The sequence below is a fragment of the Streptomyces sp. NPDC055103 genome (assembly GCF_053607625.1).
Map to the genome: position 1 here is coordinate 1 of NZ_JBSGTX010000110.1, position 17864 is coordinate 17864.

Annotated in this window: 15 protein-coding genes and 1 pseudogene; 8 read left to right on the top strand and 8 right to left on the bottom strand. The window is 73.1% G+C overall.

Annotation, left to right across the window (positions count from 1 at the left end; genetic code table 11):
• A pseudogene (locus ACWFR1_RS38070) lies at nucleotides 1-138 on the bottom strand (nitronate monooxygenase); the annotation flags it as partial.
• Nucleotides 117-323, bottom strand: a complete 207-nt coding sequence (locus tag ACWFR1_RS38075; RefSeq protein WP_116161395.1) for a hypothetical protein — start codon at nucleotides 321-323, stop codon at nucleotides 117-119. The gene ACWFR1_RS38075 and the pseudogene ACWFR1_RS38070, both read right to left, overlap by 22 nt.
• A 91-nt stretch (nucleotides 324-414) precedes the next feature.
• Between ACWFR1_RS38075 and ACWFR1_RS38080 the strand changes: the two genes are divergently transcribed.
• From ACWFR1_RS38080 to ACWFR1_RS38095, 4 genes are all read left to right on the top strand, one after another.
• Nucleotides 415-1617: a bifunctional adenosylcobinamide kinase/adenosylcobinamide-phosphate guanylyltransferase gene (locus ACWFR1_RS38080; RefSeq protein WP_453560124.1), complete on the top strand. Its 1203-nt coding sequence runs from the start codon at nucleotides 415-417 to the stop codon at nucleotides 1615-1617.
• Nucleotides 1618-1662: 45 nt separating this feature from the next.
• On the top strand, nucleotides 1663-2793 hold the full coding sequence (gene cobT, locus ACWFR1_RS38085) for a nicotinate-nucleotide--dimethylbenzimidazole phosphoribosyltransferase (RefSeq protein WP_453560126.1): 1131 nt from the start codon (nucleotides 1663-1665) through the stop codon (nucleotides 2791-2793).
• A gap of 114 nt (nucleotides 2794-2907) precedes the next feature.
• Nucleotides 2908-4671 (top strand): phosphatidylglycerol lysyltransferase domain-containing protein, encoded by a 1764-nt coding sequence (locus tag ACWFR1_RS38090; protein ID WP_453560129.1) that lies wholly within the window; start codon nucleotides 2908-2910, stop codon nucleotides 4669-4671.
• An 8-nt stretch (nucleotides 4672-4679) separates the two neighbouring features.
• The gene (locus tag ACWFR1_RS38095) at nucleotides 4680-5384 is read left to right on the top strand and encodes a hypothetical protein (RefSeq protein WP_453560132.1); all 705 of its coding nucleotides are present in this window, start codon (nucleotides 4680-4682) and stop codon (nucleotides 5382-5384) included.
• On the opposite strand, the gene ACWFR1_RS38100 is transcribed toward ACWFR1_RS38095, so the two are convergent.
• The gene (locus ACWFR1_RS38100; RefSeq protein WP_453560135.1) at nucleotides 5318-6088 is read right to left on the bottom strand and encodes a hypothetical protein; all 771 of its coding nucleotides are present in this window, start codon (nucleotides 6086-6088) and stop codon (nucleotides 5318-5320) included. The genes ACWFR1_RS38095 and ACWFR1_RS38100 overlap by 67 nt on opposite strands.
• Nucleotides 6089-6155: 67 nt before the next feature.
• On the opposite strand from ACWFR1_RS38100, the gene ACWFR1_RS38105 reads away from it, so the two are divergent.
• Nucleotides 6156-6920, top strand: a complete 765-nt coding sequence (locus tag ACWFR1_RS38105) for an adenosylcobinamide-GDP ribazoletransferase (RefSeq protein ID WP_453560137.1) — start codon at nucleotides 6156-6158, stop codon at nucleotides 6918-6920.
• A 16-nt stretch (nucleotides 6921-6936) separates the two neighbouring features.
• Here ACWFR1_RS38105 and ACWFR1_RS38110 read toward each other — a convergent pair whose 3' ends face one another.
• From ACWFR1_RS38110 to ACWFR1_RS38130, 5 genes are read right to left on the bottom strand one after another with little or no spacing between them, the layout of a single operon-like run.
• Nucleotides 6937-7725 carry an endo alpha-1,4 polygalactosaminidase gene (locus ACWFR1_RS38110; RefSeq protein ID WP_453560140.1) on the bottom strand — a complete coding sequence of 263 codons (789 nt, stop codon included), beginning with the start codon at nucleotides 7723-7725 and terminating at the stop codon, nucleotides 6937-6939.
• Nucleotides 7722-8339, bottom strand: coding sequence for a spherulation-specific family 4 protein (locus tag ACWFR1_RS38115; protein ID WP_453560143.1), 618 nt, complete (start codon nucleotides 8337-8339; stop codon nucleotides 7722-7724). Before ACWFR1_RS38115 ends, ACWFR1_RS38110 begins: the two co-directional genes overlap by 4 nt.
• A 9-nt stretch (nucleotides 8340-8348) precedes the next feature.
• Complete coding sequence (locus ACWFR1_RS38120) at nucleotides 8349-9818, bottom strand: hypothetical protein (RefSeq protein WP_453560146.1); 1470 nt, start codon at nucleotides 9816-9818, stop codon at nucleotides 8349-8351.
• Nucleotides 9815-11425, bottom strand: coding sequence for a GT4 family glycosyltransferase PelF (pelF, locus tag ACWFR1_RS38125; RefSeq protein ID WP_453560148.1), 1611 nt, complete (start codon nucleotides 11423-11425; stop codon nucleotides 9815-9817). The genes ACWFR1_RS38120 and pelF overlap by 4 nt, the downstream gene beginning before the upstream one ends.
• Before the next feature lie 26 nt (nucleotides 11426-11451).
• On the bottom strand, nucleotides 11452-13551 hold the full coding sequence (locus tag ACWFR1_RS38130) for a hypothetical protein (protein WP_453560151.1): 2100 nt from the start codon (nucleotides 13549-13551) through the stop codon (nucleotides 11452-11454).
• Nucleotides 13552-13864: 313 nt separating this feature from the next.
• Here ACWFR1_RS38130 and ACWFR1_RS38135 point away from each other — a divergent pair, with 313 nt between their 5' ends.
• The 3 genes from ACWFR1_RS38135 to ACWFR1_RS38145 all read left to right on the top strand — a co-directional run.
• A complete protein-coding gene (locus tag ACWFR1_RS38135; protein ID WP_453560154.1) occupies nucleotides 13865-15373 on the top strand; it encodes a leucyl aminopeptidase in 1509 nt (502 codons plus the stop codon).
• A 299-nt stretch (nucleotides 15374-15672) separates the two neighbouring features.
• Nucleotides 15673-17061, top strand: a complete 1389-nt coding sequence (gene lpdA, locus ACWFR1_RS38140) for a dihydrolipoyl dehydrogenase (protein ID WP_453560157.1) — start codon at nucleotides 15673-15675, stop codon at nucleotides 17059-17061.
• Nucleotides 17062-17123: 62 nt separating this feature from the next.
• Nucleotides 17124-17864: biotin/lipoyl-containing protein (locus tag ACWFR1_RS38145; protein ID WP_453560160.1), on the top strand; the 741-nt coding region annotated here is incomplete at its 3' end.

The window sequence follows — 17864 nt, forward strand, 5'->3', positions numbered from 1 at the left end:
CTGCTTGATCTCCTGGTACAGGCCTCCGGCCGTCTTGTACCCGCCGGCCAGGAAACCGAGCGCACCGGCCTCGCAGACGGCTCCGACGAGCTCGGCCCCCCTTGCCGCCGGGCTCTTTAGCCCTCCGCGTCCAGGGGCATCGGGCCGTAGATCTTGGTGCCGTCCTCCGAGAGCGTCACCTGGTCCGCGCCGCCGCCCAGGAGGTCACGCCAGTGCTCGCCGATCCAGCTCTCGGCGTCGCCCTGGGTGGTGAACTCCTCGGGAGTCACCACCGGCTCGACCTCCGTGCCGTCGGACTTCTCGAACCGCCACGTCCATGCCATGTAAGCCTCCTGGCGCTCACCGGATGATCGGTTTCCTGCCCGCAGCGTAGCCGGGCGCGCACGCCTCGCGGTGGCGCGGGAGGATCTGAGGGTGGAACTGACTCTGCTCGGCACCGGCGCCCCGCTCGGGCTCCCCCGCCCCGAATGCCCCTGCGCCGTCTGCGCGCTCTCCCGCGGTACCCGGGCCCGGGCCGCGACCGCGCTGCTCGTGGACGGGGCTCTGCTGCTCGACCTCACCCCGGGGGCCGCGCTCGCGGCGGCCCGTTCGGGTCATTCGCTCGTGGGTGTGCGGCAGGTGCTGCTCACACATCCGCACGACGGGCCCGCCGTGGAGGTGCCGGCCGGGCTGCCGACGGCGGGGCGGGTGCCGGACGGCCGGGAGTTGACGCTGATCAGCGGGCACCGGGTACGGGCGGTGTCGATGGACTCCCCCGGCACCGGGTACGAGGTGACGTCCCCGGACGGCGAGCGGCTGCTCTATCTGCCGCCGGACGGGGCTCCGGCGGGCCTGTCGGAGGACCACGGCGTGCCGTACGACATGGTCGTCGCCGATGTGACGGGCCGTCCGGACGCGCTGGCGCGGCTGCGGGCGGCCGGGGCGGTCGGCCCGGCCACCGAGGTCATCGCGGTCCACCTCGACCACGACGTGCCGACGGGGGCCGCGCTGGACCGGCGGCTCGCGGCGGCGGGGGCGCGGGCGGTACCGGACGGGACGACGCTGTACGTGGGCGACTACCACGAGGTGCCGGACGTGCCCCGGCGGACGCTGGTGACCGGCGGGGCCCGGTCGGGGAAGTCCGTGGAGGCCGAGCGGCGCCTGGAGACCTTTCCCGAGGTGCTGTACGTGGCGACGGGCGGGACCCGGGAGGGCGACCCCGACTGGGCGGAGCGGGTGGGGCTGCACCGGGAGCGGCGGCCGGGTGCGTGGCGTACCGCCGAGACCTGTGACCTCGTACCGCTGCTCGCGGAGGACGGGCCGGCGCTGCTGATCGACTGTCTGTCGCTGTGGCTGACGGACGCCATGGACCGGGTGGGCGCCTGGGACGACGAGCGATGGGCGGACGGCGGGCAGGCGGCGCTGCGGGAGCGGACGGCGGAGCTGGTCGCGGCGGTGCGGGCGACGCGCCGCACGGTCGTCGTGGTGACGAACGAGGTGGGCTCGGGGGTCGTTCCGGGTACGGCGTCGGGGCGCCGGTTCCGGGACGAGCTGGGCCGGCTGAACGCGGCGGTCGGCGACGAGTGCGAGGAGGTCCTGCTCGTGGTCGCCGGTCAGGCGTTGGTGCTGCGCGGGTAGGGTGCCCACACCGATGGCCTCGCCGACTGTCACAAGGACGAACCCGTGAACCTGGACGACTTCTCCGATCTGATCGAGCGCCCCGACGGGGGGATCCGGCGTGACGCCGAGGAGCGGCGCGAGCGGCTCTCCGTGCCGCCGGGGGCGCTCGGGCGGCTCGACGAGCTCGGTGAGTGGCTGTCGGCCGCGCAGGCCTCGGTCAAGGTGCGGGCGATCGAGGCGCCGAAGGTGGTGCTCTTCGCGGGTGACCACGGGGTGGCCTCGCTGGACGTGTCGGGGCGTACGCCCGGCACCGCGCACGAGCTGGTGCGCGCGGTCCTGGACGGGGCGAGCCCGGTCGCCGTCCTGGCCCGCTCGATGAACGTGCCGGTACGGGTCGTGGACGCCGGTCTGGACTGCGAGCCGGAGCTGCTGCCCGCCGAGGTGGTGCGCCGTCGCGTGCGGCGCGGCAGCGGCCGGATCGACGTGGAGAACGCGCTGACGGTCGAGGAGACCGAGGCGGCGGTCCGGCTCGGCGTCGCGGTCGCCGACGAGGAGGCGGACTCGGGTACCGATCTGGTGGTGCTCGGGGATCTGAGCGTGGGCGGGACGACTCCGGCGTCGACGCTGATCGCGGCGCTGTGCGGGACGGACGCCTCCGTGGTGACGGGCCGGGGCGGCGCGGGGATCGGCGACCTGGCGTGGATGCGCAAGTGCGCGGCGGTCCGGGACGCGCTGCGGCGGGCCCGGCCGGTGCTCGGCGACCAGCTGGAGCTGCTCGCGGCGGTCGGCGGCGCGGATCTGGCGGCGATGACGGGTTTCCTGCTCCAGGCCTCGGTGCGGCGGATGCCGGTGATCCTGGACGGGGTGGTGGGCGCGGCCTGTGCGCTGGTGGCGCAGCGGGCGGCGTTCCGCGCGCCGGACTGGTGGCTGGCGGGTCAGGTGAGCGGGGAGCCGGCGCAGGCGAAGGCGCTGGACCGGATGGCGCTCAACCCTCTGCTCGACCACGGCGTCCATGTGGGTGAGGGAACCGGGGCATTGCTCGCGCTTCCCCTCGTCCAGGCCGCGGCGGCGTTCGCCGCGGAGCTGCCCGAGCGACCGGATCCGACCACTCCGGACGCCGGGGCCGCTCCGGAGGCCGAGGCCGCTCCGGAGGCCGGGGCCGCTCCCGACGCCGGGGCTGCTCCGGGGGTCTGACGGGGAGAAGCGGGGAAAGACGGATCGTCGACTCCGGGGCGGGTACGTGCGACGCGCGCGTGCCCGCCTCCGGCGTCTCCGCACGGCAAGCGATGCCCCATATGATCGCTTTTCATGGGAGAGGTCCGTTTGTCCGCCGAAGCAGCACCCCGAGGCTCCACCGTCCGTTCACGGCGCAGCGCCGCGTTCGCCGTCTGGTACCTGCGCGCCGTCACGTTCATCAACTTCCTGAGCGCCGTCTGGGTCTCGTTCGGCCAGGACCTGCGCCGGCACAACGAGGACAACTACTTCACCCCGTACATGCTCACCGCGGGCTTCGCCTCGGGCGTCTTCACGCTCTTCCTGGCGATCACCATGCGCCGCCGCAAACGGGCCGCGTGGATCCTCAACACGGTGCTCGCCGGGCTGTTCCTGCTGCTCTTCGCCGTCGTGATGGTCATCCCGGAGATCCGGCAGCACGCCCAGAACTGGATCTCGCTCACGCTGACCGCCGCCTTCGTCCTGGCGCTGCTGCTCGGCCGCAAGGAGTTCTACGCGAAGGGCGACCGCTCGAACCCGCTGCTCGCGGCGGCCGTCGCGGTCGGCGGACTGCTCGTCACCTCGCTGCTCGCCGCCGTCCTGGTCACCGTCACCAACACCTCCACCGCCCACTCCACCTTCCTGGAGCGCTGGCGGTACGGCGTGATGCGACTGGTCACCCTGGCCACCGACGACTCGCGCTTCACCGGGATCACCACCCCCGGCTGGGTCGACGTCACCATCAACGTCCTCTCCACGCTGCTGCTCTTCGCGGTGCTCTTCGCCGCCTTCCGCTCCCGGCGGGCCGTCGACCCGCTGACCGAGGAGGACGAGGAGCGGCTGCGGATCCTGCTCGACAAGCACGGGGACCGCGACTCGCTCGGCTACTTCGCGCTGCGCCGCGAGAAGAGCGTCGTGTGGTCGCCGAGCGAGAAGGCGGCCATCGCCTACCGGGTGGTCGGCGGGGTCTCGCTCGCCTCGGGCGACCCGATCGGCGACCCCGAGGCCTGGCCCGGCGCGATCGAGCCCTGGCTGGCCGAGGCCCGCGAGCACGGCTGGATCCCGGCCGTGATGGGCGCGAGCGAGGAGGCCGGGGTGATCTACGCCCGGCACGGTCTGGACGCCCTGGAGCTGGGCGACGAGGCGATCGTGGAGACCGACGAGTTCACGCTGGACGGCCGGGCCATGCGGACGGTCCGGCAGGCCTTCAACCGGGTCAAGCGGGCCGGTTACGAGGTCCGCATCCGGCGCCACGAGGACATCCCGGGCGCGGAGATGGACGAGCTGCTCCGCAAGGCCGACGACTGGCGGGACGGCGCGACCGAGCGCGGCTTCTCGATGGCGCTCGGACGGCTCGGGGATCCGCGGGACGGGCGCTGCGTGATGCTGGAGTGCACGGACGGACAGGGGGAACTGCGGGCGGTACTGTCCTTCGTGCCGTGGGGTCCGAAGGGGCTCTCGCTGGACCTGATGCGCCGTGACCGGGACTCCGAGAACGGCCTGATGGAGTTCATGGTGATCGAGTTGCTCCAGCGCGCGAAGGAGATCGGGATCACCCAGGTCTCACTGAACTTCGCGATGTTCCGCTCCGTCTTCGAACGCGGCTCGAAGCTCGGGGCGGGACCCGTGCTGCGCATGTGGCGTTCGCTGCTCAGTTTCTTCTCCCGCTGGTGGCAGATCGAGTCGCTGTACCGCGCCAACGCCAAGTACCGACCGATCTGGGAGCCGCGATTCATGCTCTTCGAGAAGAGCGCCGACCTGCTGCGCATCGGCCTGGCCGCCGGCCGGGCCGAGGGCTTCCTCGAAGCCCCCGGGCTGCCGAAGTGGCTGCACCGCAGGCATCTGGAGAGCGGGCGTTGAGCGGGGCCGTGAGCGGGTTCGCGCGCCGCGAGTGGGGGCCGCTGTTCGACACCGTACGGGCGGGGCTCGTCGCGCGGAGGTGGGGGGCGGTGCCGATGACGCTGGCCGCCGTCTGCCTGACGGCGCTCTTCCAGCTCGTGCAGAACCAGGACTGGGGCTATCAGCCCGTGCAGGACATCGGTTCCGTACGGGCCGAGGACCCGCTGTGGCTCGCCCTGCTGCGGACCCCGCTCTCGCTCTTCGTCCCCGCGCTCGACCTGCCCGTGTGGGGCGCCCTGGCGCAGGTCCTGCTGGTGTTCGGGATCGCCGAGATCTGCCTCGGGCGGTGGCGGACGCTCGCCGTGGCCTATCTGGCCACGCTCTCCGGGACGCTGTACGCGCGCCTCGGCATCGCCCTCGGGCCGGGCACCCCGTTCGGTCTGCCGGCCTCGGACGCGCAGGTGGTGGACACCGGCCCGTCGGCGGCCGTGGTGGGCCTCGCCGTCTACGTCTGCTGGCGCCACCGCGCGTGGTGGACCGGGGGCGCGGTGGTCGTCGCGATGGTCGTCGAGGTGATCGTCAAGCCGAACCTCGCGGGCAAGGAGCATCTGGCCGCCATCGCGGGCGTCCTCGTCCTGATCGCGATCGAGGCCTGGCGGGAGCGCCGTCAGTCCGGTGGCGGGGTGGGGCCCCTGCCCGGGACCCGCTCCTGGAAGCCGCCGATCAGGTCCTGAAAGCGGCGCCGCACCTTGGTCCAGCGCTTGTCGTGGCGGTACGTACGGATACGGGAGCGGGCGCGGGCCCGGTGCCGGCGGCCGTAGAAGCGGCGGGACCACCAGGAGCCGGGGCGGGCCAGGCGGATGGCCCCGACGATCGCGACGGGCGGGACCAGGGTGCCGATCACGGCCATCCGGAACTTCCCCTTGACCAGGGTGATCAGGATGAGGAGGAAGTTCAGCCCGAGGGTCAGGATGAAGGTGACGCGGTCCTGGCGTTCGTCGGCCGTCAGGTCGTCGACGCCGAGCGGGGAGAAACCGCTCAGGGCGAGCCCGACGAGGGCGGCGGTGAGCACGACCACCTCGACGCTCTTGCGGCCCTGGTCCGTCCAGTACACGTCGTCGAGGTGGAGGATCAGCGCGAACTCGTCGAGGACGAGCCCCGCGCCGATCCCGAAGACGACGGCGAAGACCGCCGCGCCGACGCCGTGCCGGCCGCTGCCGACCGCGCCGAAGCCGCCGAGGACGGCGAGGACGACACCGGGCACGACGTGATGGATGTGCAGCCCGCCGGAGGAGACGTTCCCGAAGGGGCCCTTCCCCGCCCTGATGAGCCGGGTGACGGTCCGGGTGACCAGGAATGTCAGGACGAAGGAGGTCAGAGCGAGCAGCGTCGGGAGCTTCCCCGGCTCGACGATGTTCCGGGTGAACCAGTGACCCATGCCACCCCGTTCCGATTTGAGCGATATGCGCAATCTACCGTCCGGGGGCGGCGATTACCCTGCCCGGATGGACGGCCTGCGTTTCGCCTTCGGCACCCTCACCGTGCTCCCCGCCCGCATCACCCGCTGGGACCGGGACGCGGCACGCGGCGGCATGCTCTGCGCCCCGCTCGCCGGCCTCGTCGTCGGTCTGGCCTCGGCAGCGCTCGGCGGGACGTTCCTGCTGCTCGGCTCGGGGCCGCTGCTCGCGGCCGTCGCCACCACCGCCGTCCCCGCCCTGCTCACCCGCGGCCTCCACCTCGACGGCCTCGCGGACACGGCGGACGGCCTCGGCAGCGCCAAGCCCGCCGAGGACGCGCTGCGCATCATGAAGCAGTCGGACATCGGGCCGTTCGGCGTCATCACGATCCTCCTCGTCCTGCTCGCCCAGGTCGCCGCGCTCACCCGGCTGTACGAGGAGGGCTGGGCGCACGGCACGGTCGCCGCCGCCCTCGCCGCGACCGTCGCCCGCCTCGCCCTCACCCACGCCTCCCGCGAGGGCGTCCCCGCGGCCCGCCCCGAGGGCCTCGGAGCCATCGTCGCGGCGACGGTCCCGACCCGCTCCGCGACCCTCGCGACCGCCCTCGTACTCGGGGCCTGCGCGGCGGCGGGCCTCCTCTTCTCCCCGTACGACGCTGTCCGCAACGTCCTCGCGGCCGGCGCGGCCCTGGGCGCGGCGGCACTGCTCCTGCGCCGCTGCGTGCGGCGCTTCGGCGGGGTGACGGGCGACGTCTTCGGCGCACTGGAGGAGACGGCGGCGACGGTGGCCCTGGTCGCGCTGACGCTGGGGTGACCTGTGCGGTGACCCCTCAGCAGGCCTTGCGCCACACGCCCAGTTCGTAGCGTTTCTGCATCGAGCTGAGGCCGAGCTTCCGGGCCTGGGGGCAGAAGTCGCGGGCGGCCAGTTCGTACTCGACGTGGAAGACCGCCTTGCCGGCCGCCACGAACGGGGACAGACGGCCGCACTCGTCGTACTCGGCGCACTGTTCGTTGACCGCGAAGTCGAAGTCCGGGAGCAGGCGCGGGATCTGGTCCAGGTCGTTCTTGAGGCCCACCGCGAGGCCCCGGTCGTGGGCCAGGCGGGCGATCAGACGGTTGTAGCGGAGCTGGTCGGCGGCGGTGAGGGGGAAACCGGTGCGGTTCTTGTAGCCGTCCATGTTGTCGGGTTCGACGGCGTCGAAGCCCTTGTCGCGGCACATGTCGAGCCGCTTCGCCATGAGGGGTTCGAGGACGTCGGTGCGGCGGATGTCGAGCCAGCGTTCGCCCTCCCAGCCGTTGCCCTTGCCGAGGACGGCCTTCGGGAAGCGGGCGGCGTCCGGGCGGAACTCCTCCCAGGCGCCGGTGGAGAGGTAGCAGATGACCTTGCGGCCGCGGGCGTGCAGGTCCTGCACCGTGGACGCCGGGTGGTCGAAGCCGTCGATGTCGTACACCGGGACGTCGACCGTCGGGTCGAGGCGGCCGCTGAGCTGCCACTGCCAGGCCAGGCCGGGCTTCGGCCGCCAGCGGTCCCCCGTCGGCTTCGGGTCGGGTTCCGGTCCCGTCGTACAGGCCGTGGCCAGGAGCAACAGGCCCGCGAGCAGGGGCAGCAGACGTCTCATCGGGCGGGCTCCAGGAGGTGCGGCAGGGTGCCCCAGGGGTGCGCGCCCGTGCCGGGGACGGCGCAGTGCACCTGGGTGGCCGGGCGGACCTCGGGCGGGGCCGCGTAGACGAGGTGGCAGTAGTGCGGGGCGACCGGGAGGTCGAGCGTCCGGTACGTGTCCCAGGGGCCCTCGAAGGTGACGAGGACGTCGGCGAACTCCTCGTACCCCGGGTCCGGGTGGGCGCCGTGGTTGAGGACGAGGGTCGCGGCGCCCGCCGCCCGGGCCGCGACCGCGATCCGCCGGTAGTGGGCGAGACCGCCGGGTGCCGTCGTCACCTGGTCGAGGAAGGTCCCGTCGGCGCCGTACCAGTCCCGGTACCGGAGAAGTTCGGTGACGACCTCGGCGTGCGGGCGGCGGCCGTAGGCGGTGTCCACGTACCCGAGGACCCGGACACCGGCCTCCCGCAGTCGCGCGGACGCCTCGGCGAACGCCGGGTCGGGTGCCTCCCCCACGCCGCTCGCCGGGTTGAGGACGACGCCGTGGAGGGCGGGTGCGGCGGCGACGAGCGCCGACCATGCCTCGGGCCGGTCGGCGGGGTGCTCGTAGTACGGCACCAGGAGGGAAGGCGTCACGGTCGTCCCCTACGCGCGGTGGGCGGTCGGTCGTACCAGCAGAACACAGGTGAGGACGGCCAGCAGCGCCGCCGCTCCCCCGGTCGCCGCCGGGCCCGCCGCGGGCACGGCGGTCTGCGCGGCTGCCGCGATCAGGCACACGGCCGCCGCGCTCGCCACCGCGCCGAAGGCCTGGAGCAGCAGCCCCAGCCAGAGCACGGTCCCGATCAGGAGCAGCGTGACGAGGCGCGGGAGCGTCGGCCAGGGCGCCCCGGGCCAGGCCAGGGTCGCGGCGAGGGTGAGGGAGACGAGGACGGTGAGATATCCGCCGAGGCAGAGGACGAGGGTGCCGGTGACCGCCCGGCGGAACTCGCGGGCCGTGGTGAGGGTCCGCAGCCGGGTCAGGCTCTCGCCCCGGAAGCGGTGCAGCAACCACTCGGCGGGCCCCATGGAGAGGGTGAGGGCGACGACCGCCCCGGCGCCGCTCACCAGGTCGTCGCCGAGGCCCGCGCGGAGGACGAGCAGTCCGCTGCCGAGGCCGAAGAGTCCGTACGGCAGGGAGGCCGCCCGCGGGGGCCCGCCCCGGCCCGCCGCCCCGCGCCGCAGGCCCGGCCGGAGCACGAGCGCCGCGAACGCGAGGGCGGCGGTCAGGGAGGCGAGGAGGAGACCGGCGCGCAGGAGGTCGGGGAGGTCCCAGCGGAAGGCGGGGACCGCTCCGGCCAGCGGCAGGAGGGCGCAGAGCAGGGCCCGTTCGCGGCCGAGGACCAGGAGGACGGTCGCGGCGGCGAGGTAGAGCGACTGGCCGGCGGCGAACAGGGCCGCCGGGATCTCGCCGGGCCCGGCGACCGCGAGCGCGACGGCCGATCCGGCGAGGGCGCCCGCCGGGGCGCCGGTGAGCAGGGCGCGGGCGGCGGCGGGCCGGTCGCCGAGGCCGAGCCAGGTGTACGCGCGGTGGGACAGGGCCTGGTTCCACACCCAGCCGGTGACGGCCCCGGCGAGGAGGGGGACCGTTCCGCCGGGGAGGCCGAACCGGCCGTGGTCCCCGGCGAGGAGCGGCGCCGCGAGTACGTAGGCGAGGCCGGGCAGGGCGAAGACGAGCCCCCGCAGCAGACAGCCCGCGAGTTCGCCGTGCCAGGGCCCGGCGGGCGGTGCCTCCGGTGCGGGGTGGCGCCGCTCCCCGCGTGCGTAGAGGTCCTCGGCGAGGGCGAAGGAGTCGGCGCGGCCGTAGGTGAGGCGGATGTGGTCGTCGGTCATGCCGTCGGACTCGAGGAGCGCGGCGATCTCGTCCGGGTGGACGGCGACGGCGACGAACGCGTCGAGCCGCTCGGCGATTTCGTCGAGGGGGTCGACGGCGAGACCGTCGGAGGCGGGGGTGGAGGTGTGGGCGGGGGCGGAGGCGTCGGTGGGTGGGAGCGCCGTGGAGCCCTCCCGCCGGGGGCGGGGGACCGCCGGGAGCGGGGTCTCCCCGGTCGGGGGCTTCAGCCAGAGGGAGCCGCTCATGCCGGAGTGCCTCCCACGACGAGGGGCGCCTGGACGCGGCTGGGGGTGGGGAGGGAGAGGGGGGCGCGGCTGGGCGCGGGGGCGGTGCCGGGCGCGGTGGTGCGGCGCGGGGCGGGGATGCGGATCGTCCATGCCTTCGGGTCGGGGCGGTGGCCCGGGGCCGGGCGTTCGCCGGCCAGTTCGCGGTAGATCTGGCGGAAGCCGTCGACAGAGCGGTTCAGGGTGAACCGGTCGATGACCCGTTGCCGTGCCAGACGGCCGAGTTCGGCGCGCCGGGCTCCGTCCCGGAGCAGTTCGGTGACGGCGGCGGCCATGACGGCCGGTTCGCGGGGCGGGACGACGATCCCGGTGTCGCCGACGGCCTCCCGTACGCCTCCGACGTCCGTGGACACGGTGGCGCGGCCGCAGGACATGGCCTCGATGAGGGAGAAGGGGAAGCCCTCGCTGATGGAGGAGAGCATGACCACGCTGCCCGCGGCGTAGGCGCGGGGCACCTCGGAGACGCGGCCCTCGAAGGTGATCCCGTCGGTGACGCCGAGCTCGGCGGCGAGCTTCTCCAGGCGGGTGCGGTAGTCCTCGTTCCCGGCGGGGACCGGGCCGAACAACCGGAGCCGCAGCTCGGGCAGTTCGGCGCGGCTGATCGCGTAGGCCCGGATCAGGGTCTCCAGGTCCTTGATGGGGTCGACGCGCCCGCACCAGCTGAGGGTGGGGGTCTCGGGTTCGGGTCCCGCCTCGGGGAAGAGAGCCGGGTCGACGCCGTTGTAGACGGTGCGGATGCGGTCGGCGGGGGCGCCGCCGCGCTCCTCCCAGCGCCGGTTGTACTGGTTGCAGGGGGTGATGAGGTCGGCCTTGCGGTAGCCGAGGGTGTTGAGCTCGCGGTAGAAGCCGAGCATGAGGGCCTTGACGGGCCAGCGCTGGGCGTCGGTGCGATAGCCGAGGTAGCGCTCGCGGAGGTAGATGCCGTGTTCGGTGAGCAGGAAGGGCACCCCTTCGAAGTGCTGCGCGGCGAGGGCGGGCAGCGTGGCGAGGCCGCTGGAGACGGCGTGGGCCACGCTGCCGGTGGTTATCCGGGCGGCGAGCGGGCGCAGGGCGTGTTCCAGCAGGTCGGTGGCGGTGAGCGCGTCGTGGACGGTGGGCCGGGCCGCAAGCGTCGGCAGGTGCGGCATGGTCCAGATCCACATCAGTGAGCGCAGGGCCGGTTCGGAGCGCAGGGCGGGGGTCAGCCTTCCCTGCCGGGCGAGTTCGGCCAGCTCGTACAGGCTCGTGCCGAAGTCGAAGCCCGCCTCCGGGTCGAGGAGGGCGAGGAGCAGGCGTTCGTACGTGTCGAGGAAGCGGCGGCGTTCGCGCCCCCGCAGGGGCCGGCGCGCGCGAACGGGCGCGGCCGGTCCCTGCGGGTGGCCCCAGAGGGGGAACGCGGTGTGCCGGGTGATGTTGGGCGGCAGCTCCCAGGTGACGGGTTCGCGGCCGCTGCCGGTGAGGGCGAGGATCTCGAAGTCGACCTCCGGCATGCCGCGGACGAGCTGGTCGCACCAGGTGCTGACGCCGCCGTGGACGTGCGGATAGGTGCCTTCGGTGAGCATGGTGACATGACGGCCACTGCTCGGCATGTGCGTTTCCCCCCAGGACGTGCTGGTCAGGCGGTCGGGAGCGTGAGTGTGACGGTGGTCTGGAGCAGTTCGGGCGCGGTCCAGGCCGAGCGGGTGCCCGCGTAGGCGGCGCCGAAGACGGTCGAGCCGAGCAGGAGCTGCTTGCGGGTGCCCTCGGGCGCGGTGACGGGCACGGTGAGGCCGGACGGGGCCTTCACGGTGACGGCGGTGCCGATGCGGTAGGCGGTGACCTTTCCGTCGGCGATCGCCCGGTCCCAGGCGGCGCGGCGGTTCAGCTCGGTACCGACGTCCTTCTGACGCGGGTTCACCAGGGGCGCGCTGGGCGCGAACAGGGCCCGGTAGTCGGAGAGTACGCGGTCGAGCACGGGGTACAGGAGCCGTTCCTCGGCCAGGTTGGACTGGTGCACGTAGTGCGGCCGGGGGTCGTTGCCGAGGACATGGGAGAGGGCCGTGCGGGCCTCCTGCGGGACGATCCGCTCGGCGTATCCGGTGGTGGTGGGGAGCGGCGCGGGCAGGCAGGTGGAGAGGGGGTTGTCCTCGCAGATCCCGCTGCCGCCGTCGGCGCGGGACGTGTAGATCCAGTTGTACTCGTCGGTCATCTCGGCGGCGGTGCCGACGTTGTAGTACACGTTCATGGGGTGGCGGGGCACGGTCTTCGCGGCGCCGGTGGCCGTGCCGACGGAACGCTGCTGCGGCTCGCGGGAGTTGTCGCTCGCGGTCCATTTCACGCCGTTGTCGGCGAGGGCTCCGGCGAGGTTCGGATTGTCGACGGGCTGCTGGGGCAGGGTCTTCAGACCGGAGTGCTCACCGGTGACGAGTTCGGAGCGGTCGACGGAGATGCCCTTGCCGACGGCCCAGTTGTGGTTGTTGCGGATCTGGCCGGAGAGCTCGGAGCGGCTGACCCACAGGGTGTTGCCCGAGAGGTCCTTGGCGCACTGCCAGGGGACGGTGGTGTTGTCCTGGACGCAGCCGAGGAAGGGGTGGGTGTAGGTGTGGTTGATCCACCGGTACTGGGCGCGGTCGGCGACCAGCTGGGTGGTGAGCGGGTCGGTGCCGCCGTGCTCGGTCTTCCACTGCTCGCCCTGGCCGCCGTTGTAGACCATGTCGAGGGTGAAGCCGGAGGCCTTCTGCCAGGCGGCGGCGTACTGGGCGTCGGCGACGGTCATCCGGATGGGGTTGACGCCCTCGCCGTCGTCGCCGACGCAGTCGAAGTCGCCGGGGGTGCAGTTGAGCGCGGTGTCCCAGCGGGCGTCGGGGGCGAAGACGTCGTCGACGTGGACGGAGAGGTAGTTGCGGCTCTGCCCGAGGTGGACGCCCTGGGTGAGCCATTCGACGATGCCGCGGGCGAGGGCGCGGAACTGCCGCTGGTACTGGTTGTAGGCGAAGGTGACGACGAGCTCGCGGCGCCCGTCGGCGGTGTACTCGCCGACGAGGCTGGCCCGGCCGCCGCCCTCGACGGGGACGTCGAGGTAGCTGGTGAAGCCCGCCCGGGGGCGGCCCGCGTAGCCGTAACTCTCGGCGATCGCCGGGTCGTTGTCCTCGAAGGTGAGTGCCCCCGCGAGGTACCGGAAGGGGCCCGTCTTCCCGGCGGCGGTGACGCCGGCCGTCGTGCCGTCGAGGACGCCGGACCAGCCGCCCTCGTTGGTGTAGTCGAGGCCGACGCCCGGGTGCGACCAGGTGTAGGCGTCGACCTGCGGGATCCCGAAGGTCCGCTCGTACGCCTGGAGGGCGGTGTGCTCGGCGGAGTCGGGGCCGAAGGCGCTCTCGTGGGGCAGGACGACGCCCTGGTACTTGGCGCGGGGGCGGCCGTCGAGCGTGTCGCTGAGGAAGGCCGTGTCGAGGACCGGCCGGTTCGGGTCGTTGAGGTCGATCCTGCGGTACGGGACGCCGGAGCCCTTCAGCTCGGCGGTGATCGCCTCGACGGCGCTGCCGCCGTCGTCGACGACGAGGACCGTCAGGTCGACGCGGGGCACCGCGGCGGCCACGGCCTGCGCGGACGGCAGGACGGTGGCGAGCAGCGCGGCGGCGGCGAGGGCCGCGATCCTGGCGGTACGAGGCGCGGTGCGGGGCCCGGTGCGCGGTGCGGTGCGGGGCGTTCTGGGCGTGCGGATTCGGCCGGAGTCCATCGGTGGTGTCCCCCCTCGGCAGGCCCGTCCGGGCCGGAGCCGGACCGGCGGGACCTGTGGAGATGATGCAGATGGTGCGAAGGCGAGTGCGTCGCCTTGCGGGATTGAGGCGAGTGTGGACGAGCGGTCCGAGCCTGAACGGTAAACATGAAAGAGACACCACGGATGAGTGAATCACTGCCGCCGTGAGCGAACGCGATGAGCGAGCGTAGGCTCGTTCTCGGCGCTCCCCGGGCCGAAATACGATGCGGCGGGCACGGTCGGCCCATCCCTCGACCGCCACAGAACTCAATGGAAGCGAGAATTCACCACCGTGACTGCTCTCACTCTCAGCACTGCCGGTGCGGCGACGCTGCGCGCCGACGCCCTCGTGGTCGGCGTCGCGAAGACCGGGAAGGCGCTTGTCGTCGCCCCGGGCGCCGAGGCCGTCGACAAGGCCTTCGACGGGCGGCTCGCCGCCGTCCTGGAGACCCTGGGCGCCTCGGGTTCCGAGGGTGAGGCGATCAAGCTGCCCGCGCCCGCCGGTCTCAAGGCCCCCGTCGTCCTGGCCGTCGGCCTGGGCACCGCCCCCGAGGACGGCGAGTCGTACGGCGCGGAGACCCTGCGCCGTGCCGCCGGTACCGCCGCCCGTACCCTGACCGGCTCGAAGAAGGCCGCGTTCGCGCTGCCGATCGCCTCCGCCGAGGACGCCGCCGCCGTCGCGGAGGGCGCCCTGCTCGGCGCGTACGCCTACACCGCGTACCAGGAGATCTCCAAGGACGCGAAGAAGCCGCTGGCCGAGGTCGCCCTGCTCGGCGCCAAGCCGCGCGACAAGGCCTACAAGGCCGCCGTCGAGCGCGCCCTGGCCGTCGCCGAGGAGATGAACCGCGCCCGCGACCTGATCAACATGCCGCCGAACGACCTCTACCCCGAGTCGTTCGCCGCCGTGGTCACGGCCGCCGGCAAGGAGCACGGCCTCAAGGTGCAGGTGCTCGACGAGAAGGCGCTCGACAAGGGCGGCTACGGCGGCATCCTCGGCGTCGGCAAGGGCGCCGTCCGCGGCCCGCGCCTGGTCCGCGTCGCCTACACCCACCCGAAGGCGGAGAAGACCCTCGCCCTCGTCGGCAAGGGCATCACCTACGACTCCGGCGGCATCTCCCTGAAGCCGGCCGGCCACAACGAGACGATGAAGTGCGACATGTCCGGCGCCGCCGCCGTGTTCGCCGCCGTCGTGGCCGCGTCCCGCATCGGTCTCGCCGTCAACGTCACCGGCTGGCTCGCCCTCGCCGAGAACATGCCGTCCGGCAACGCCACCCGCCCGGGTGACGTGCTGCGCATGTACAGCGGCAAGACCGTCGAGGTCCTCAACACCGACGCCGAGGGCCGGCTCGTCCTGGCCGACGCGCTGACCAAGGCCTCCGAGGAGCACCCGGACGCGATCGTCGACGTGGCGACCCTGACCGGCGCCATGGTCCTGGCCCTGGGCAACCGCACCTTCGGCATCATGGCCAACGACGACGACTACCGCACCGCGATCCACGAGGCCGCGGAGGAGGTCGGCGAGGCGTCCTGGCCGATGCCGCTCCCGGCGGACCTGCGCAAGGGCATGGACTCCCCCACCGCCGACATCGCCAACATGGGCGAGCGGATGGGCGGCGGCCTGGTCGCCGGTCTCTTCCTCCAGGAGTTCGTGGGCGAGGGCATCACCTGGGCCCACCTCGACATCGCGGGCCCGGCCTTCCACGAGGGCGCCCCGTACGGGTACACCCCGAAGGGCGGCACCGGCTCCTCGGTGCGCACCCTGGTGAAGCTGGCCGAGCTCACGGCCGCCGGCGAGCTCTGAGCACACCCGTGACAGGGGCGGCCCCGGGTCTCGTACCCGGGGCCGCCCCCGTTCACGGCGGTCAGCACCTCTTCGCTCGCGACGAAATCCGTAGGTTCGTACGCTGCGGCGATCCCGCCGTACGGACGATCGGCCGTCTCAGAGCACGGCCCCGCGTCCCGCCATCCGTCAACAAGTGCGAAGATGGGTTCTCGGCAGGACAGGGCCCCCACCACAGGGCCGAAATAAAGCGGCCGAACACCAGCCGCCGCCCGGTCACTGAAGACCGGCGACGAGCGCACATGCATGGAGGACGTGACGTGGCGAACGACGCCAGCACCGTTTTCGACCTAGTGATCCTCGGCGGCGGTAGCGGCGGTTACGCCGCGGCGCTGCGCGGAGCGCAGCTGGGCCTGGACGTCGCACTGATCGAGAAGAACAAGCTCGGCGGCACCTGCCTGCACAACGGCTGCATCCCGACAAAGGCCCTGCTCCACGCCGGCGAGGTCGCCGACCAGGCGCGCGAGGCGGAGCAGTTCGGTGTCAAGGCCTCTTTCGAGGGCATCGACATCAAGGGCGTGCACAAGTACAAGGACGACGTGATCTCGGGCCTGTACAAGGGTCTGCAGGGTCTCGTCGCCTCCCGCAAGGTGACCTACATCGAGGGCACCGGTCGCCTCTCCTCCCCGACCTCCGTCGACGTCGACGGCCGTCGCGTCGAGGGTCGTCACGTCCTCCTCGCCACCGGCTCCGTGCCGAAGTCGCTCCCCGGCCTGGAGATCGACGGCAACCGGATCATCACCTCGGACCACGCGCTGAACCTGGACCGGGTCCCGGAGTCGGCGATCATCCTCGGCGGCGGTGTCATCGGCGTCGAGTTCGCCTCGGCGTGGAAGTCCTTCGGGACCGACGTGACGGTCATCGAGGGCATGAAGCACCTCGTGCCGGTCGAGGACGAGAACAGCTCGAAGCTTCTTGAGCGCGCGTTCCGCAAGCGCGGCATCAAGTTCAACCTCGGCACCTTCTTCCAGTCCGCCGAGTACACCGACAGCGGCGTCAAGGTCACCCTGGCCGACGGCAAGACCTTCGAGGCCGAGGTGCTGCTCGTCGCGATCGGCCGCGGCCCGGTCTCCGCCGGTCTCGGTTACGAGGAGCAGGGCGTCGCGATGGACCGCGGCTACGTCCTGGCCGACGAGTACATGCGTACCAACGTGCCGACGATCTCGGCCGTGGGCGACCTCGTCCCGACGCTCCAGCTCGCGCACGTCGGCTTCGCCGAGGGCATCCTCGTCGCGGAGCGCCTCGCGGGCCTGAAGGCCGTGCCGATCGACTACGACGGCGTGCCGCGGGTGACGTACTGCCACCCAGAGGTCGCCTCCGTCGGCATCACCGAGGCCAAGGCCAAGGAGATCTACGGCGCGGACAAGGTCGTCGCCCTCAAGTACAACCTCGCGGGCAACGGCAAGAGCAAGATCCTCAAGACCGCGGGCGAGATCAAGCTCGTCCAGGTCAAGGACGGTGCCGTGGTCGGCGTCCACATGGTCGGTGACCGCATGGGCGAGCAGGTCGGCGAAGCGCAGCTGATCTACAACTGGGAGGCGCTGCCGGCCGAGGTCGCGCAGCTCATCCACGCCCACCCGACGCAGAACGAGGCGCTCGGCGAGGCCCACCTGGCCCTGGCCGGCAAGCCGCTGCACTCCCACGACTGACGCTGACGTCATCACAGGGCGCGACGACCACTTTCCGCAATTCGTTAGGAGCAACTGAAACCATGTCGGTTTCCGTAACCCTGCCGGCGCTCGGCGAGAGCGTCACCGAGGGCACCGTCACCCGCTGGCTCAAGGCCGAGGGCGAGCGTGTCGAGGCCGACGAGCCGCTGCTCGAGGTCTCGACCGACAAGGTCGACACCGAGATCCCCGCCCCCGCCTCGGGCATCCTGGCCTCCATCAAGGTCGCCGAGGACGAGACGGTCGAGGTCGGCGCCGAGCTGGCCATCATCGACGACGGCACCGGTGCCCCGGCCGCGGCTCCGGCCCCGGCCGCCGAGCCCGTCGCCGCCCCGGCCCCCGTGGCCGAGGCCCCCGCCGCTCCGGCCGCTCCGGCGCCGGTCGCCGAGGCCCCCGCCGCGGCTCCGGCCGGTGGCGCCGCCGGTACCGACGTCGTGCTGCCCGCGCTGGGCGAGTCCGTCACCGAGGGCACCGTGACCCGCTGGCTGAAGTCGGTCGGCGAGACCGTCGAGGCCGACGAGCCGCTGCTCGAGGTCTCCACGGACAAGGTCGACACCGAGATCCCGGCCCCGGTCTCGGGTGTCCTCCTGGAGATCGTCGTCGCCGAGGACGAGTCCGCCGAGGTCGGCGCCAAGCTCGCCGTCATCGGTGCCGCGGGTGCCGCTCCGGCTCCTGCCGCCGCCCCGGCTCCGGCCGCCCCCGTCGCGGCTCCGGCCGCCGCGGCTCCGGCCCCGGTGGCTCCGGCCGCCCCGGTCGCGGCTCCGGCCGCGCCCGCTGCCCCGGCC

What these genes read in the sequence shown, in the direction of transcription:
- ACWFR1_RS38075 (WP_116161395.1), bottom strand. Translation starts at nt 323, where the DNA reads ATGGCATGGACGTGGCGGTTCGAGAAGTCCGACGGCACGGAGGTCGAG.
- ACWFR1_RS38090 (WP_453560129.1), top strand. Translation starts at nt 2,908, where the DNA reads ATGGGAGAGGTCCGTTTGTCCGCCGAAGCAGCACCCCGAGGCTCCACC.
- ACWFR1_RS38100 (WP_453560135.1), bottom strand. Translation starts at nt 6,088, where the DNA reads ATGGGTCACTGGTTCACCCGGAACATCGTCGAGCCGGGGAAGCTCCCG.
- ACWFR1_RS38105 (WP_453560137.1), top strand. Translation starts at nt 6,156, where the DNA reads ATGGACGGCCTGCGTTTCGCCTTCGGCACCCTCACCGTGCTCCCCGCC.
- ACWFR1_RS38110 (WP_453560140.1), bottom strand. Translation starts at nt 7,725, where the DNA reads ATGAGACGTCTGCTGCCCCTGCTCGCGGGCCTGTTGCTCCTGGCCACG.
- ACWFR1_RS38120 (WP_453560146.1), bottom strand. Translation starts at nt 9,818, where the DNA reads ATGAGCGGCTCCCTCTGGCTGAAGCCCCCGACCGGGGAGACCCCGCTC.
- pelF (WP_453560148.1), bottom strand. Translation starts at nt 11,425, where the DNA reads ATGCCGAGCAGTGGCCGTCATGTCACCATGCTCACCGAAGGCACCTAT.
- ACWFR1_RS38130 (WP_453560151.1), bottom strand. Translation starts at nt 13,551, where the DNA reads ATGGACTCCGGCCGAATCCGCACGCCCAGAACGCCCCGCACCGCACCG.